15 protein-coding genes are annotated in these 15,434 nt (G+C 74.2%); 11 read left to right on the top strand and 4 right to left on the bottom strand.

What is annotated here, in order from left to right:
• Nucleotides 1–11 precede the first annotated feature (11 nt).
• Nucleotides 12–701 (top strand): CGNR zinc finger domain-containing protein, encoded by a 690-nt coding sequence (locus DEI93_RS01160; RefSeq protein ID WP_258368739.1) that lies wholly within the window; start codon nt 12–14, stop codon nt 699–701.
• Nucleotides 698–1,927 carry an Nramp family divalent metal transporter gene (locus DEI93_RS01155; RefSeq protein WP_111012106.1) on the top strand — a complete coding sequence of 410 codons (1,230 nt, stop codon included), beginning with the start codon at nt 698–700 and terminating at the stop codon, nt 1,925–1,927. The genes DEI93_RS01160 and DEI93_RS01155 overlap by 4 nt, the downstream gene beginning before the upstream one ends.
• Before the next feature lie 149 nt (nt 1,928–2,076).
• Here the strand turns inward: DEI93_RS01155 and DEI93_RS01150 are convergent, their stop codons facing one another.
• Together DEI93_RS01150 and DEI93_RS01145 are read right to left on the bottom strand one after the other, a co-directional pair.
• The gene (locus tag DEI93_RS01150; RefSeq protein ID WP_111011250.1) at nt 2,077–2,379 is read right to left on the bottom strand and encodes a DUF427 domain-containing protein; all 303 of its coding nucleotides are present in this window, start codon (nt 2,377–2,379) and stop codon (nt 2,077–2,079) included.
• Between the two features lie 58 nt (nt 2,380–2,437).
• A complete protein-coding gene (locus DEI93_RS01145) occupies nt 2,438–3,067 on the bottom strand; it encodes a hypothetical protein (RefSeq protein ID WP_111011249.1) in 630 nt (209 codons plus the stop codon).
• A 35-nt stretch (nt 3,068–3,102) separates the two neighbouring features.
• Here DEI93_RS01145 and DEI93_RS01140 point away from each other — a divergent pair, with 35 nt between their 5' ends.
• The 6 genes from DEI93_RS01140 (at nt 3,103) to DEI93_RS01115 (ending at nt 7,634) form a co-directional block, all read left to right on the top strand.
• Nucleotides 3,103–3,744: a GNAT family N-acetyltransferase gene (locus DEI93_RS01140; RefSeq protein ID WP_111027518.1), complete on the top strand. Its 642-nt coding sequence runs from the start codon at nt 3,103–3,105 to the stop codon at nt 3,742–3,744.
• Between the two features lie 7 nt (nt 3,745–3,751).
• Nucleotides 3,752–4,243 carry a hypothetical protein gene (locus DEI93_RS01135; RefSeq protein ID WP_146244476.1) on the top strand — a complete coding sequence of 164 codons (492 nt, stop codon included), beginning with the start codon at nt 3,752–3,754 and terminating at the stop codon, nt 4,241–4,243.
• Nucleotides 4,244–4,343: 100 nt separating this feature from the next.
• Nucleotides 4,344–5,003, top strand: a complete 660-nt coding sequence (locus DEI93_RS01130; RefSeq protein ID WP_258372339.1) for a DUF1684 domain-containing protein — start codon at nt 4,344–4,346, stop codon at nt 5,001–5,003.
• Nucleotides 5,000–5,368, top strand: coding sequence for a GntR family transcriptional regulator (locus DEI93_RS01125; RefSeq protein ID WP_258368737.1), 369 nt, complete (start codon nt 5,000–5,002; stop codon nt 5,366–5,368). The genes DEI93_RS01130 and DEI93_RS01125 overlap by 4 nt, the downstream gene beginning before the upstream one ends.
• A gap of 375 nt (nt 5,369–5,743) precedes the next feature.
• Nucleotides 5,744–7,330: a DEAD/DEAH box helicase gene (locus DEI93_RS01120; RefSeq protein ID WP_111027528.1), complete on the top strand. Its 1,587-nt coding sequence runs from the start codon at nt 5,744–5,746 to the stop codon at nt 7,328–7,330.
• Between the two features lie 106 nt (nt 7,331–7,436).
• A complete protein-coding gene (locus DEI93_RS01115) occupies nt 7,437–7,634 on the top strand; it encodes a CsbD family protein (RefSeq protein WP_111011245.1) in 198 nt (65 codons plus the stop codon).
• 144 nt (nt 7,635–7,778) lie between these two features.
• Here the strand turns inward: DEI93_RS01115 and DEI93_RS01110 are convergent, their stop codons facing one another.
• Together DEI93_RS01110 and DEI93_RS01105 are read right to left on the bottom strand one after the other, a co-directional pair.
• Nucleotides 7,779–8,321 (bottom strand): NUDIX hydrolase family protein, encoded by a 543-nt coding sequence (locus tag DEI93_RS01110; protein WP_111011244.1) that lies wholly within the window; start codon nt 8,319–8,321, stop codon nt 7,779–7,781.
• Between the two features lie 122 nt (nt 8,322–8,443).
• A complete protein-coding gene (locus DEI93_RS01105) occupies nt 8,444–9,100 on the bottom strand; it encodes a PadR family transcriptional regulator (RefSeq protein ID WP_258372340.1) in 657 nt (218 codons plus the stop codon).
• Between the two features lie 176 nt (nt 9,101–9,276).
• Between DEI93_RS01105 and DEI93_RS01100 the strand changes: the two genes are divergently transcribed.
• The 3 genes from DEI93_RS01100 to DEI93_RS01090 all read left to right on the top strand — a co-directional run bounded on the left by DEI93_RS01100 (nt 9,277) and on the right by DEI93_RS01090 (nt 15,344).
• Entirely contained in the window at nt 9,277–9,606 is a 330-nt protein-coding gene (locus tag DEI93_RS01100) for a DUF7882 family protein (RefSeq protein ID WP_111027515.1), read from the top strand.
• Between the two features lie 280 nt (nt 9,607–9,886).
• Nucleotides 9,887–14,572, top strand: a complete 4,686-nt coding sequence (locus DEI93_RS01095) for an ATP-dependent helicase (RefSeq protein ID WP_111120533.1) — start codon at nt 9,887–9,889, stop codon at nt 14,570–14,572.
• A complete protein-coding gene (locus tag DEI93_RS01090) occupies nt 14,565–15,344 on the top strand; it encodes a DNA-formamidopyrimidine glycosylase family protein (RefSeq protein ID WP_111120534.1) in 780 nt (259 codons plus the stop codon). The genes DEI93_RS01095 and DEI93_RS01090 overlap by 8 nt, the downstream gene beginning before the upstream one ends.
• Nucleotides 15,345–15,434 lie beyond the last annotated feature (90 nt).

Here is a 15,434-nt window from a genome sequence, read left to right as displayed (position 1 = left end):
GCGTGGTGTCCGTGCACACCGGGCAGCAGATCAGGACCGAGTCCGGCGGGACGTGGTTCTTCGACGCGGGCCGGATCGCGCTCGACTTCGCCCACACGGGCGGCTTCGCCGACGACCCGGACGGACTCCGGCCGCGGGCGCACCTCGGCGAACTGCTCGCGACGCCCGCCGACCTCGACCAGTGGTTGTCCGAGCACACCGAACCGGTGGACGTCGGCGCCGGCGAGCGTGAACTGCACGACGCGCGCGAGCTCCGGGGCGCGATCGCCCGCCTCGCGGTCGCCGCGGCACCACCGCCCGTCGTCACGGCCGGCGGCAGCGTCGTGGCCGCGGGCCTCCGCGCACCCGCCGGCCCGGTCAGACCGCGCCCGGACGACATCGACACCGTCAACCTGTTCGCCGCCCTGCCCGACGTCCCGCCGACCCTCGCCGGAGGGCGTCGTCGCGCCGGTGCGAACCGCGTCCGACTCGCGCAGGCCCTGTCGAGCATCGCGCGTGACGCGGTCGCGCTGTTCACCGAGGTCGGGTTCGACGGCGTCGAGGGAGACCACGCCGGTCGGCTGAGCCGCTGCGCGGCCGCCGACTGCGGACTCGTGTTCCACGACGGGTCGCGCGGTGGCACCCGGCGGTGGTGCTCGATGCAACGGTGCGGCAACCGCGAGAAGGTCCGCGCGCACCGCGCGCGCGTCGCAGCACGGTGACCGACCCGCGGCCGGAGCGTCGGCGGGCGGGCGGTCTCGCACTCCTCGGGCCCGCGTTCGTCGCGGCGATCGCGTACGTCGATCCGGGGAACGTCGCCGCGAACCTCACCGCCGGCGCGCGCTACGGGTACCTGCTGCTCTGGGTGCTCGTCGCGGCGAACGCGAGCGCGGTGGTCGTGCAGTACCTGTCGGCGAAGCTCGGCATCGTGACGGGTCGCTCACTGCCCGAGGTGCTCGGCGCGCACATGCGCCGCCCCGCGCGACTGCTGTTCTGGGCCCAGGCCGAGGTCGTCGCGGCGGCCACCGACGTCGCCGAGGTGATCGGCGGCGCACTGGCGCTCCACCTGCTGTTCGGGCTCCCGCTGTTCGTCGGCGGGGTCGTCACGGGGATCGTGTCGGTCGTCGTGCTCGCCGTGCAGTCCCGCCGGGGCGCCCGGACGTTCGAGGTCGTCGTCTCGGGCATGCTCGCCGTGCTCACCGTGGGGTTCTGCGCCGGCCTCGTGTTCACCGATCCGTCACCGTCGGCGATGCTCGCAGGACTCGTGCCGCGGTTCGAGGGCTCGGGGTCGGTCGTGCTCGCGGCGTCGATGCTCGGCGCGACGGTCATGCCGCACGCCGTCTACCTGCACTCCGCGCTGAGCCGGGACCGGCACGCGGCGGCCGCGCCGGGCACCGAGCGCCGACGGGTGCTCCGCGCCACCCGCTGGGACGTCGGGCTCGCGCTCGTCGTCGCGGGCGGGGTCAACGTCGCGATGCTCGTCCTGGCGGCCGCGACGCTGCAGGGGGTCGGGGGCACCGACACGATCGCCGGTGCCCAGCGTGCGATCACGGCACACCTGGGTCCGGTCGTGGGCGTGCTGTTCGCGGTCGGGCTCCTCGCGTCGGGGTTGGCGTCGACCTCGGTGGGCTGCATGGCCGGGGCGGAGATCATGCGGGGCCTGCTGCACGTCCGGATCCCGCTGCTGCTCCGGCGCCTCCTGACGCTCGTACCCGCCCTGGTGCTCCTCGCGGTCGCGGTCGACCCGACCGTCCTGCTCGTGGTGAGCCAGGTGGTCCTCAGCTTCGGCATCGCGTTCGCCGTCGTGCCGCTCGTCGCGTACACGTCCCGCCGGAGCCTCATGGGGCCGGACGTCAACGCGATCGGGACGCGGGTGCTCGCGTCGGTGATCGCGGTCGTCATCGTCGCGCTCAACGTCGCGCTCATCTGGCTGACGCTGCACGGCTGAGCCCGCACGCCCCTGCCTGCCGTCCGAGGTGGCCCGCACGCCCCTGCCTGCCGTCCGAGTGGCCCGCAGGCAGGCCTCCGGCCCCCGTCCCCGCACGCAGCGCGGCCGGACCCGGGACGTCCGGATCCGGCCGCGGGGCACGCGTCAGGTCAGTCGGTGACCTGGACTTCCTTCCAGAACGCGACGTAGCCGCTGTAGTCCTTGCCGACGCGGTCGAACGACGACGGGATCGGGTCCGGGTACGACCACGCGCGGTCGGGCAGGACCTGGTCGCCGGCGTGGACCGTGAAGTACTGGGTGTCGCCCTTCCACGGGCAGTGGTACGGCGTGTCCGACTCCTCGAGCAGGTCGGTCCGCACGCTCGCCGGCGGGAAGTACCAGTTCCCCTCGATCTGGATGAGGTCCTCCTGCGGGGCCTCGGCGATCACGGTGCCGTTGGCGACGGCCTTCATGGTTCCTCCTGGGTCGATCGGTCCGCGGCCCGGGCGACCGCGTTCCCGTGGTGGAACGCTACCCGCGGCGACCGTGTTCCCGTCCGCCGCCGGCGCCCCCGGCGCGCAGGGTCCGCAGCGTCGCGGGGGCGGCGAGCGCCGCCTCCACCAGGTCGTGACGGCCGACCGCGTCGAGCATCGTCGCGCTCACCGACGCCGTCAGGAGGTGCCGGACGGCACGCCGCAGGCCCGTGTACGCGGCGCAGGCCGCGGCGGCCTCGGGCGACGTGTGGTCGATGCCCCGAGCGGCGAGCGCGTCGACCACCGCGCCGGCGGCGAGGAGGTCCTCGACGGCGGGCTCGGGTGCGCCGGCGGGATCGGCCACGGCCTCCCCGGCGTCCTCGAGCGACGGCGCCGCACCGCCGGCCGTCGCGTCGTCGTCGACACCGGCGCCGACCACGGCGACGACGCACCGGTCACCGAGTGCGGCCTGGAGGCCCAGCACCCGCTCCGCCACGAGGTCCGCGTCCGCGAGTCCCGCGTGCACGACCTCGGGGCCCGCGGGGAGGAGCGGCAGGACGGCCCGGACCTCCGATGTCGGGAGGACGTCGACCCACACGAGCACGTGGGCGTCGGCGGCGATGCGACCCGCGCCCGCGGCGCCCCACCCGAACCGGACCTGGTACTTCGTCTGTCCACGCTCGTGCACCCCGTCACTGTAGCCGCGACGACTAGCATCGCCGCATGGACATCGACCCGATCCCGACCCTCATCGGCGACCGCGTCACGCTCGAGCCGCTCGGACACGAGCACGCCGACGACCTGCGGGCCGTGGTGGCGGACGGGGACCTCTGGCGCACCTGGTACACGTCCGTGCCCCGCCCGGCCGAGGTCGAGGGCGAGATCGACCGTCGGCTGGCCGAGCACGCGGCGGGCACGATGGTCCCGTTCGCCATCCGTGACCGTCCGACGGGTCGGGTCGTCGGGGCGACCACGTTCCTCGACGTCGACGAGCTGAACCGGCACGTGGAGATCGGCGCGACGTTCCTGGCGCGCTCGGCGCAGCGCACGGGCGTCAACCCCGAGGCGAAGCTGCTCATGCTGTCCCACGCGTTCGACGTCTGGGAGTGCATCGCGGTCGAGTTCCGCACGCACTGGCACAACCGGCAGTCGCGTGCCGCGATCGAGGGGCTCGGCGCGAAGCTCGACGGCGTCCTCCGCAACCACCGGCTCGGGCCGGACGGCAGTCGACGCGACACCGTCGTCTACTCGATCACCGACGGCGAGTGGCCCACGGTCCGGCTCGGTCTGCGTGAGCGGCTCGCCGCCCACGACCGCCGCGCGGGCAGCCGCCACGAGGGTCGGCACGCCGGCCGGCACGCCTGAGGCAACCGTGCACGTCGGACTCCGCGTGGTGCTGGACGCCCCGGTCGCCACGGTCCGGGAGGCCCTGCTCGACCCCGCCGTGATGGTCGCCGTGACCCGCCCCCTGCTGGTGTACCGGTCGCTCGAACCGGGCGGGTTCCCGGAGCGGTGGACCCCCGACGAGCCCCACCGGGTCCGGGCGGACGCGTTCGGCGTGCTGCCGAGCGGTGCGACCCACGTGCACCTCGAGCGGTACGAGGTCGACGGCGTGCCCGTGCAGCGCGACGTCGGCGGGGGGATCTCCGGCCTGTTCGCGCGGATGACGATCCGGCACCGGATGGCGGCCACGGCGACCGCGCACGGACGGACCCTGCTGCACGACCGGCTCGTGTACCGCACGCGGCCGTGGGGGCTCGGCGTCGCGCTGTGGCCGGGCATGTGGGTGGTGTGGCAGTGGCGCGGCCTGCGCATGCGGATGCTCGCGCCGACCTGGGCGGCGCGCGGCCGATCCCCCGTCTGATGCTCCGTCCTCCGGAGACGCCGACCAGAGCCGGGCGCGGCTGGCGCGCCCTGTGGACGGCGGAGGGCACCGGATCGCCGTCGGGCGTACCCTCGCCCCCGTGACCGACGCGAGCACCGCCGTGGACGAGACGACCGCCGCCACCTTCGCCACGATCGACTGGCGGCGCAGCACCTTCGACCTGTACCGCAGGGTCCGTGCGGTCGGGGACCCGGCCGAGGCGCACGCGCTGTGGCGGGCCGGACGCGACGCGATGTTCGCGGAGCACCCCGCCAGCCCGCTCCTCCCCGAGGACACTGTGGGGTTCACCGGGCTGCCCGTGGCGGCGTACGACCCCGACTGGCGGTTCGAGCTCGCCGTCGAGCCGACCGAGCCCGCGCACCTCGACGTCCCGACCGGCACCGACGGGATCGTCGCCTTCGATCGCGTCGGCCTGGTGCGGGTGCCCGACGTCGGACCGCTCGACGTCTGGGCGCACGCCGGGTACGGCGGTGGGCTGTTCGTGCCCGTCAAGGACGCCGACGCGGGACGCCCCGGGGGCACGTACGGCGGCGGTCGCTACCTGCTCGACACGATCAAGGGCGCGGACCTCGGTGGCACCCCTGACTCCCTCGTGGTCGACCTCAACTTCGCGTACAACCCGTCGTGCGCCTACGACCCGGCATGGGCGTGCCCCCTCGCGCCGCCCGGCAACACCGTCCCCGTCCCGATCCCCGTGGGCGAGCGCTCCGGCGTGGTGGCGGCGGAGGACGTGCGGTGAGCGGCACCGGGCACCTCGTCGCGATCGACGCCGGCGGACGGGTCCCGCCGTACGAGCAGGTCCGCTCGCAGATCGCCGCGCAGATCGCCGCGGGCTACCTGGTCGACGGCGAGCGCCTGCCGAGCGTGCGCGGCCTGGCCGGCGAACTCCGGCTCGCGCCCGGCACCGTCGCCAAGGCCTACGGGCTGCTCGAGGAGGCCGGTCTCGTCACGACGGCGCGCGGCGGTGGGACCCGCGTGGTCCGGCCTGCCGCCGTGCCCGAGGCGGTCGACGCCGCCGCTCGGGTCCTCGCCGAGCAGGCCCGCCACGACGGCCTGTCGTTCGACCAGACGGTGGCGGCGCTGCGGGACCGCTGGCAGGACTGACGCGCCGAGCGCGCACCCGTCCGACGCGGTCCGACACCCGTCGCCCTGGCCCTCCGGTGCCGACGGCGATATGATGGGGGCACTCGAGGCGTTCCACTGCCTCGTGCGTCGTACGACGCCCCCGAGACTCTCCCGGTCCCCGGCCACATGGTCGGCCGGACCGATGCGTATCGTGCACCGGGCCTCCAGAACGGAGGGCCGTGCCTGGCTCACTGCGGCGAACCCGCCCGCGCGTCCGCGCCGGCGTCCCGCTCCGCACGGCCGTCGGCCGTGCGCATCCGAAAGGCCCTCGTGACCTCCGACTCCACCGTTCCCGCGTCCACCGACACGGACGCCCCCACCACCTCGTTCGCCGAACTCGGCGTCCCGACCGCCATGGTCGACGTCCTGACCGCGCAGGGCAAGACCGGCGCGTTCCCGATCCAGGTCGACACGCTGCCCGACACCCTCGCCGGCAAGGACGTCCTCGGCCGCGGCCGCACGGGCTCCGGCAAGACCCTCGCGTTCTCGATCCCGCTCGTGGCCCGGCTCGCAGGCGACCAGCGCCGTCGCCGGAGCGGCCACCCCCGCGCGCTCGTCCTCGCGCCGACCCGAGAGCTCGCGACCCAGATCGACGCCGTGCTCGCCCCGCTCGCCCAGGCGATGGGCCTCAACACCACCGTGATCTTCGGCGGTGTCTCCCAGGGCCGTCAGGTCGATGCCGTCTCGCGTGGGGTCGACATCGTCGTGGCCTGCCCGGGCCGACTCGACGACCTCATGAAGCAGGGGCACGTCAAGCTCGACGGCATCGAGGCGACCGTCCTCGACGAGGCCGACCACATGGCCGACCTCGGGTTCCTGCCCGTCGTCACGCGGATCATGAAGGCCACCCCGGCCGATGGTCAGCGACTGCTCTTCAGCGCCACGCTCGACAACGGTGTGGACAAGCTCGTCAAGCAGTTCCTGCACTCCCCCGTCATGCACTCGGTCGACGACGCCTCGTCGCACGTCGACCAGATGACGCACCACATCTTCGAGGTGTCCGGGGCCGACGACAAGAAGGACCTCGTCCAGGTGCTCGCCTCGGGCTCGGGCCGTCGCATCATGTTCATGCGCACGAAGCACCACGCCAAGCGCCTCGCGAAGTCGCTGACCGCGGCCGGGATCCCCGCCGTCGACCTGCAGGGCAACCTGTCGCAGCCGCAGCGGGACCGCAACCTCGCGCGCTTCGCATCGGGTGACGCGCTCGTCCTCGTCGCCACCGACGTCGCCGCACGCGGTGTCCACGTCGACGGTGTCGAGCTCGTCGTGCACGTCGACCCGCCGACCGAGCACAAGGCGTACCTGCACCGCTCGGGCCGCACCGCCCGTGCCGGGTCCGCCGGTGACGTCGTGACGGTCGTGCTCCCCGAGCAGCGCCGCGACGTCGCGCAGATGCTCAAGAAGGCGTCGATCGGCGCGCGCCCGCAGCAGGTGACCGCACGGTCCGCCGCGGTCACCGAGCTCGTCGGGGACGTCGCACCGATCCGCCACGTCGCGGAGGCCGCGCCCACGCAGCGCCAGCCGCAGCGCGCCACGCGCTCCGTCGGCGACGCGGTGGCCGCCTCGGCCACCGAGGGCGCCGGGCGTCGCCGTCGCCGCGGCGGTCGCGGGACCGGGCAGGGCACCGCCACCGGCGAACCGACGCAGGGTCGATCGGGAGGTCCGCAGCGGTCCGCCGGGACCCGTTCCGGTGACGAGGCCGGGCATCGTTCGGACGCGCGTCGCGGCGAGCCCCGGCGTGGCGGCCAGGCCGGCTCGCGGTCGACCGGCCACACGTCCGGCGGCGGTCGCCGCGCACAGTCCTCCGTGACGCGTGGCGGCTCGGCCGCGGTGTACTCGTCCGAGACGGGGCGGCCCGCCCAGCCGTGGCACGACGAGAAGCCGGCCCGCCGGACGGGCTCGCGCCGGGCCTCCCGTCCGGCCGGATCCGCGCGCGACTGATCGCTGGCAACCCGCTGGGAGCACGTCCTCCCATCCGCGTACGGTGAGCGGCGTCCTGGTCACGACGTGGCCCGGACGGCAACCGTCCCCGACGGAAGGAGAGCCCATGGCAGGCACGGAAGACATGAAGAACAACGGCGAGAAGCTCCTCGGCAAGGCCAAGGAGGCGTTCGGCGACGCGACCGGCGACGACCGGTTGAAGACCGAGGGCCAGACCGACCAGGCCAAGGGCTCTGCGAAGCAGGGTGTGACGGACGTCAAGGACGCCGCGCACGGTGTCGCGGACAGCTTCAAGGACAAGTAGGACCAAGCCGGAGAACGGCTGCGGACGGCCCCGACGATCGATGATCGTCGGGGCCGTCCGTCGTTCCCGAGCCGTTCGTCGTCCCCGAGCTGGGGCGCCGGCAGCGGTCGCGGGTGTCGGTGGTGTGGGGGTGCTGACCCCTGGTCACATGAGGGCGCCGACCGACGCCAGCCCGGCGCGGAGCAGGGAGCCGCGGCCACCCTCCATCTCGGCCGCCACCGCGTCACTCGCCGCCTCGATCGGGGTCATCCACGTGAGCTCGAGGGCGTCCTGGCGGGGTTCGCACGTGCCGGTCACGGGCACCACGTAGGCGAGCGAGATCGCGTGCTGCCGGTCGTCCGTGTACACCGACGCGCCGGGCAGCGGGAAGTACTCGGCGACCGTGAACGGCGTCGGGCTCGCCGGCAGCTGCGGGAACGCCATGGCACCGAGGTCCTTCTCGAGGTGACGGAACAGCGCGCTCCGCAGCGACTCCCCGTACATCACGCGGCCCGACACGAGCGTGCGCGCGATCGATCCGCTCGGGCTGACCCGGAGGAGGACGCCGACCTCCGTCACGACACCGAGTCCGTCGGTGCGGACGGGCAGCGCCTCGACGTAGCAGATGGGGAGTCGGCGCCGGATCGACGCGAGCTCCTCGTCGGACAGCCAGCCGGAGTCGGGGTCGGGAGTGCGCAACGAGGCCATGGTCCGTTCTTACCAGGCAGGACGAGCGACGGCGGCGACCGGCACGCGTGGCACGGTGTGCACGCGGTCGGTCACCGCCGCCGGTCCGGGTCGGGTCCGTCGATCGGACCCGTGGCGCCGGCTCACTCCGCGAGGATCTGGAGCAGCTCGCGGCGGAGCTGGTCGATCTTGTCCCGCGCCGCGGCCAGCTGCGCCTCCGACGCTCCGGAGCGGTAGAGGTGCACGACCCCGAAGAGCTTCTGCAGCCCCTCGGCGAACGCGCGCTGGGTGTCCGAGACACCGCTCGGGCTCGTCTCCCAGGCGCGAGCGATGTCGGCGGAGCGCGCCTCGACCTCGGCGCGGCCGGCGTCGGTCAGCTCGTAGGTGCTCCGCCCGTCGGTGCCCACGGCGCGCACCAGACCCTCGTCGACGAGCTGTTGGAGGGTCGGGTAGACCGACCCCGGGCTCGGACGCCAGTTCCCTCCCGTCCGCTCGGCGATCGCGCGGATCAGGCCGTAGCCGTTGTACGGCTCGCCGTTCTCGGCGCCGTCCGCGAGCAGTCCGAGGACGGCCAGGCGGACGTCGCCACGGCGTGCGCGCCGGCCCTCTCGCCCGAAGCCGAAGCCGGGCGCGAAGCCGGGACCGAAGCCGCCGGGTCCGAAGCCGCCGGGTCCGAACGGCGCTCCCGCGCCGCCTCGGCCGCCGCCGTGCTGGTGGTGTTCCCGGGCGCCGCCGAAGCGTGCGGCCCAGGGGCCTCTGTGGCCCTGGTGGCCGTCGTGGCCGTGTTCGTCGTCATGCATGGATCGCATGGTCGACCTCCTGTTCATGTCGCCTTCATCGCCGTATCGCGATGCGTCAACGATATGTCGTTCACGGGCGGGCCGTCAACCCTGGGGCGGAGTTCCGGCCGAGCGAGCATCCTGAGCGGAACAGGACCGCCACCGATCCCGACGGTCGGTCACCGGAGGGAGACGCCATGGGCAAGCTCGTGTACGGCGTGAACGTGGTCGAGATCGGGTTCGACGACCGCACGCTCGCGCACCTCAGCGTCGTGATCATCGCCAAGCTGCGGCGACGCGAGAGCTTCCTGTTCTCGTGGCGCGACGACTCCTCGGTCGGGGACGGCCGGAGCAGCGTGTGGATCGACCCGTCCATCCCGCTCTACTTCAAGTACTTCGGGTCGCGACCTCCCTCGTTGAACCGGGCGTGGGTCGCGGCGCTCACGGCCACCGCGAACTCGGCCCAGGGGTTGCACCTCGTGCCCGAGCCCAACGACGGGGACGGGGCCGGCGGCGACGAGGGGTGAGGGCTGCGGCACGCTGAGCCAGCCGGTGTAGCGACGGGGCGACGACCGGTCAAGGGGACGCGGGCCCGGATGCCCTTGCCGTAACGTGCACGGTGCTGACGAGGTCTCATGCAGCGCCGCCGTCGCCGCGCTGATGGCCGACGAGGAGCCGGTTGGGGGTGCCGGCACGGGGAGCCAGGTTCAGGGGTGCTCCGTGCCGGGCCCGGCCGTGCTCGGACCTCCCGGCCGTGCTCGGGCCTCCCGGCCGGATGTCGGGCGTCGCGGGCATGATGGGGCGCACATGACCGACGTGCTCGACCGCTTCTCGCCGCCCACCGCCGCATGGTTCCGCGGAGCGTTCACCGCGCCCACCGCCGCGCAGACCGGTGCGTGGGACGCCGTCTCGACCGGCCGGCACGCCCTCGTCGTCGCGCCGACCGGGTCCGGCAAGACCCTCGCGGCGTTCCTGTGGTCGATCGACCGGCTCATCACGGCACCCGAGCAGCCCGATCCACGGGCACGGACCCGCGTGCTGTACGTGTCGCCGCTCAAGGCGCTCGGCGTCGATGTCGAGCGCAACCTCCGCAGCCCGCTCGTCGGGATCACCCAGACGGCGAAGCGACTGGGCCTCGAGCCTCCGGACGTCACCGTCGGCGTGCGGAGCGGGGACACCCCGACGGCCGACCGTCGCCTGCTGCAGCGGACACCGCCCGACGTCCTCATCACGACGCCCGAGTCGCTCTACCTCATGCTCACGTCCTCGGCCCGGGACACCCTGCGGAACGTGGACACCGTCATCATCGACGAGGTCCACGCCGTCGCGGCGTCGAAGCGGGGCGCGCACCTCGCCCTGAGCCTCGAGCGCCTCGACGACCTGCTCGAGCGTCCGGTGCAGCGGATCGGCCTGTCGGCCACGGTCCGCCCAGCAGAAGAGGTCGCGCGGTTCCTCGGCGGTCGGGCTCCCGTCGAGATCATCGCGCCGCCCGCCCAGAAGACGTTCGACCTGCGCGTGGTCGTCCCGGTCGAGGACATGGCCGAACTCGGGCAGCCAGCCGCGGGTGACGACCCGGCGGCGACGCCGACGAACGGCTCGATCTGGCCCCACGTCGAGGAGGCCGTGGTCGACCTCGTCGAGGCCCATCGGTCGACCATCGTGTTCGCGAACTCGCGGCGCCTGGCGGAGCGGCTCACGGCACGGCTCAACGAGATCCACGAGGAGCGGCTCGGGCTGGTCGGCGCCCCCGAGGAGGCCCTGGTCGCCGTCGCCGCGGACGCCGGGGAGGCCGCCGAGCACGGACCGAGCTCCGACGACGGACGCGCGACACCGCGACGACCGCCCGCACAGCTCATCGGCGGCTCCGGGCAGACGGCCGGCGGCGGTGGCGCGACGACGGACGACGCCGTCCCCGTCCTGGCCCGCGCCCACCACGGCTCCGTGTCGAAGGACCAGCGCGCGATCATCGAGGACGACCTGAAGTCGGGGCGCCTGCGGTGCGTCGTGGCGACGAGTTCCCTCGAGCTCGGGATCGACATGGGCGAGGTCGACCTCGTCGTCCAGGTCGAGGCACCGCCCTCGGTCGCGAGCGGCCTGCAGCGCGTCGGCCGGGCGGGACACCAGGTCGGCGAGGTCTCGCGGGGCGTCCTGTTCCCGAAGCACCGCGCCGACCTCGTGCACAGTGCGGTCACCGTCGAGCGCATGGTCGAGGGCGCCATCGAGTCCATCGCGGTACCGGCGAACCCGCTCGACGTCCTCGCCCAACAGACCGTGGCCGCCGTCGCGCTCGACGAGGTCGACGTCGAGCACTGGTTCGAGCTCGTCCGGCGGAGTGCTCCGTTCAGCGGTCTGCCGCGCTCCGCGTTCGAGGCGACCCTCGACCTCGTGAGCGGGCGCTATCCGAGCGACGAGTTCGCCGAGCTGCGCCCCCGGCTCGTCTGGGACCGCGTGCACGGCACGATGACCGGGCGTCCGGGTGCCCAACGCCTCGCCGTGACGAGCGGTGGCACGATCCCGGACCGCGGCCTGTTCGGCGTGTTCATGGTCGGCGAGAAGGCATCGCGCGTCGGCGAGCTCGACGAGGAGATGGTCTACGAGTCCCGCGTCGGGGACGTCTTCGCCCTCGGTGCGACGAGCTGGCGGATCGAGGACATCACGCACGACCGCGTGCTCGTCAGTCCCGCGTTCGGCCAGCCCGGACGCGTCCCGTTCTGGAAGGGCGACGGCATCGGCCGCCCCGCCGAGCTCGGCCGGGCGATGGGCGCGTACGTGCGCGAGCTCGACACGGCCGCGCCGGACGACGCCCGGGCCCGGGTGTCGGGCAGCGGGCTGGACGACCGCGCCGTGACGAACCTCCTGACGTTCATCCGGGAGCAGCGCGAGGCGACCGGGCACGTGCCGACCGACACGACGCTCGTGGTCGAGCGCTTCCGGGACGAACTCGGCGACTGGCGGATGATCCTGCACTCGCCGTTCGGCATGCAGGTCCACGCACCGTGGGCACTCGCGGTCGGGGCGCGCCTGCGCGAGCGGTACGGGATCGACGGCGGCGCGATGGCCAGCGACGACGGCGTGGTCGTGCGGATCCCGGAGACCGACGCCGAGCCTCCCGGCTCCGAGCTGTTCGTGTTCGAGCGCGACGACCTCGACGCGCTGGTGACGGACGAGGTCGGGGGCTCCGCACTGTTCGCCGCGCGGTTCCGCGAGTGCGCCGCTCGCGCGCTCCTGTTGCCGCGCCGTGACCCGGGCCGGCGGTCGCCGCTCTGGCAGCAGCGCCAGCGGGCGTCGCAACTACTCGACGTCGCGCGCAAGTTCCCGACGTTCCCGATCATCCTCGAGACCGTGCGCGAGGTCCTGCAAGACGTCTACGACGTGCCGGCCCTCCTCGGCATCGCCGACGACATCGCGCGTCGGTCCATCCGCATCGTCGAGACCCAGACCGAGCAGCCGTCGCCGTTCGCACGCTCCCTGCTGTTCGGGTACGTCGCGGCGTTCATGTACGAGGGCGACTCGCCCCTCGCCGAGCGCCGGGCGGCGGCGCTGTCGCTCGACGCCACCCTGCTCGGCGAACTGCTGGGTCGCGCAGAGCTGCGGGAGCTCCTCGACCCGGGCGTGCTCGCGAGCGTCGAGGCGGACCTGCAGCGGCTGTCACCCGACCGCCGCGCGCGCGACGCCGAGGGGCTCGTCGACGTGCTCCGCCTCGTGGGACCGCTCGACCTCGACGAGTGCGTGGCCCGGAGCTGGCTCGCCGACGCCGCCGCCACGTCCGAGTCCGCCGCCGCGGACGCCCGGGCGACGATGACCACGACCCTCACGGACCTGGAGCGGGACCGCCGACTCCTCGGCTTCACGTTCCGGGGCGAGCAGCGGTGGTCCGTGATCGAGGACGCCTCGCGCCTCCGCGATGCCCTCGGGGTGGCCCTGCCGATCGGCGTACCGACGGCGTTCGTCGAGCCGGTCGCCGACCCCCTCGGCGACCTCGTCGGCCGGTACGCACGGAGCCACGGGCCGTTCGCGGCTGGCGAGGCCGCCACCCACCTCGGCCTCGGGGTCGCGGTGGTCACGGACGTCCTGCGGCGCCTCGTCGCGGACCGGCGCGTCGTCGAGGGCGAGTTCCGCCCGGACCGTCAGGGTGCCGAGTGGTGCGACGCCGAGGTCCTCCGGCGCATCCGGACCCGGTCGCTCGCCGCGCTCCGGCACGAGGTCGAACCGGTGTCCGCCGACGCGCTCGCTCGGTTCCTGCCCGCGTGGCAGCACGTGCACACACCCGAGACCCGTGGTGGCCTCCGCGGCGTCGACGGCGTGCTGCAGGTCGTCGACCAGCTGTCCGGCGTCGCGGTCCCGGCGTCCGCGTGGGAGTCCCTGGTGCTGCCGAGCCGCGTGGTCGACTACGCACCGGCGATGCTCGACGAGCTGACCGCGACCGGGGAGGTCCTCTGGTCCGGCGGCGGGTCGCTGCCGGGGAACGACGGCTGGGTGCGGCTGCACCTGGCGGACACGGCCTCGACGACGCTCGCCGAACCGTCCGGCGCGGACACCACCGAGCTGCAGCGCGACGTGCTCGGGGCGCTCGCGGGTGGCGGCGCGTACTTCTTCCGGCAGCTGGCACAGTCCGTCGGCAGCACGGACGACCAGGCCCTCGCGACGGCGCTGTGGGACCTCGTGTGGGCCGGGCAGATCACGAACGACACCTTCGCGCCGCTCCGGTCCGTGATCGGCGGTCGCACCCGGGCCGCCGCGCCCCGCACGCGCGCCTACCGTGGCCGACGACGACCGACCCTGCCCGCACAGTCCGGGCCGCCGACCGTCGGCGGCCGGTGGTCGCTCCTCCCCCTCGCCGAGCCCGACCAGACCGTCCGCGCGGCCGCACTCGCCGAACAGCTGCTCGAGCGGCACGGCGTCGTCACCCGCGGTGCCGTGCAGGTCGAGGGCGTCCGAGGCGGGTTCGCCGGCGTGTACCGCGTGCTCGCCCGGTTCGAGGAGACCGGGCGTGCGCGTCGCGGCTACTTCGTCGAGGGCCTCGGCGCGGCGCAGTTCGCGACCGGGCCCACCGTCGACCGACTCCGCACGTACAGCCAGGACATCGACGCCGCCGAGGCCGACCCGGAGCGCCGCCGCGTGGCGATGACCCTCGCCGCGACCGATCCCGCCAACCCGTTCGGGGCGGCGCTGCCCTGGCCGGCGGGCGACACGGACGAGGACGGCTCGCGCGGACACCGGCCGGGACGCAAGGCCGGTGCACTCGTCACGATCGTCGACGGCCGCCTCGCCGTGTACGTCGAGCGGGGCGGCAAGAGCGTGCTGACGTTCACCCCGGACGAACCCGTGCTCGCCGCCGCCGCGCAGTCCATCGCCGCGACGGTGCGCAGTGGGCTCGGGCGCCTCGCCGTCGAGCGCGTCGACGGGACCTTCGTGCTCGAGACGCCGCTCGGAGACCTGCTGCGCGACGCCGGGTTCACCGCCACGCCACAGGGACTGCGACTCCGTGCCTGAGGGCGACACCGTCTACCGCGCGGCCCACAAGCTGCACGCGGCCCTGGCCGGCAAGGTCCTGACGCGCACCGACTTCCGGGTACCGGCGTTCGCGACCGTCGACCTGACCGGGCGCGTGGTCGACGAGGTCGTCCCGCGCGGCAAGCACATCCTGCACCGCATCGGCGACGTCACCGTCCACTCGCACCTCAAGATGGAGGGCCGGTGGGACGTCTACGCGCCGGGTGACCGTTGGCGGCGCCCTGCACATCAGGCACGTGCCGTCCTCGACGCCGAGGGCGTCTCCACCGTGGGGTTCACCCTCGGCGTGCTCGAGATCGTCCCCCGCGAGCACGAGGACACGGTCGTCGGGCACCTCGGCCCGGACCTGCTCGGGCCGGACTGGGACCCGGCGCGCGCCGAGGCGAACCTCGTCGCGGACCCCGCCCGCCCGATCGGCCTCGCGCTGCTCGACCAGCGGGTCATGGCCGGGCTCGGCAACGTCTACCGGAACGAGTTGTGCTTCCTCCGCGGGGTGCTGCCGACGCGGCCCGTCGGCGAGGTGCGTGACCCGACGCGCATGGTCGCGCTCGCGGAACGGCTCATCGTGGCGAACCGCGACCGCTCCAACCGCGTCACGACGGGGAACACCCGGCCGGGGCAGCGATTCTGGGTCTACGGGCGCGACGGCAAGCCGTGCCTCCGCTGCGGCACGCGGATCCGGTACGGCACGCTCGGGGAGGACGCGCTGTCGCTGCGGGACACCTACTGGTGTCCGCGGTGTCAGCACTGAAGCCCCCCGGACAATGGCGAGCGCCGCAGACAGCACCGAGCGCCGCGGACAGCACTGAGCGCCGCGGGGCTCGTGGCCGGCCGCGGCGCT

This window comes from Curtobacterium sp. MCBD17_035 (genome assembly GCF_003234815.2).
Lineage (GTDB): Bacteria > Actinomycetota > Actinomycetes > Actinomycetales > Microbacteriaceae > Curtobacterium.
This window is presented reverse-complemented; position numbering and strand designations above follow the sequence as displayed.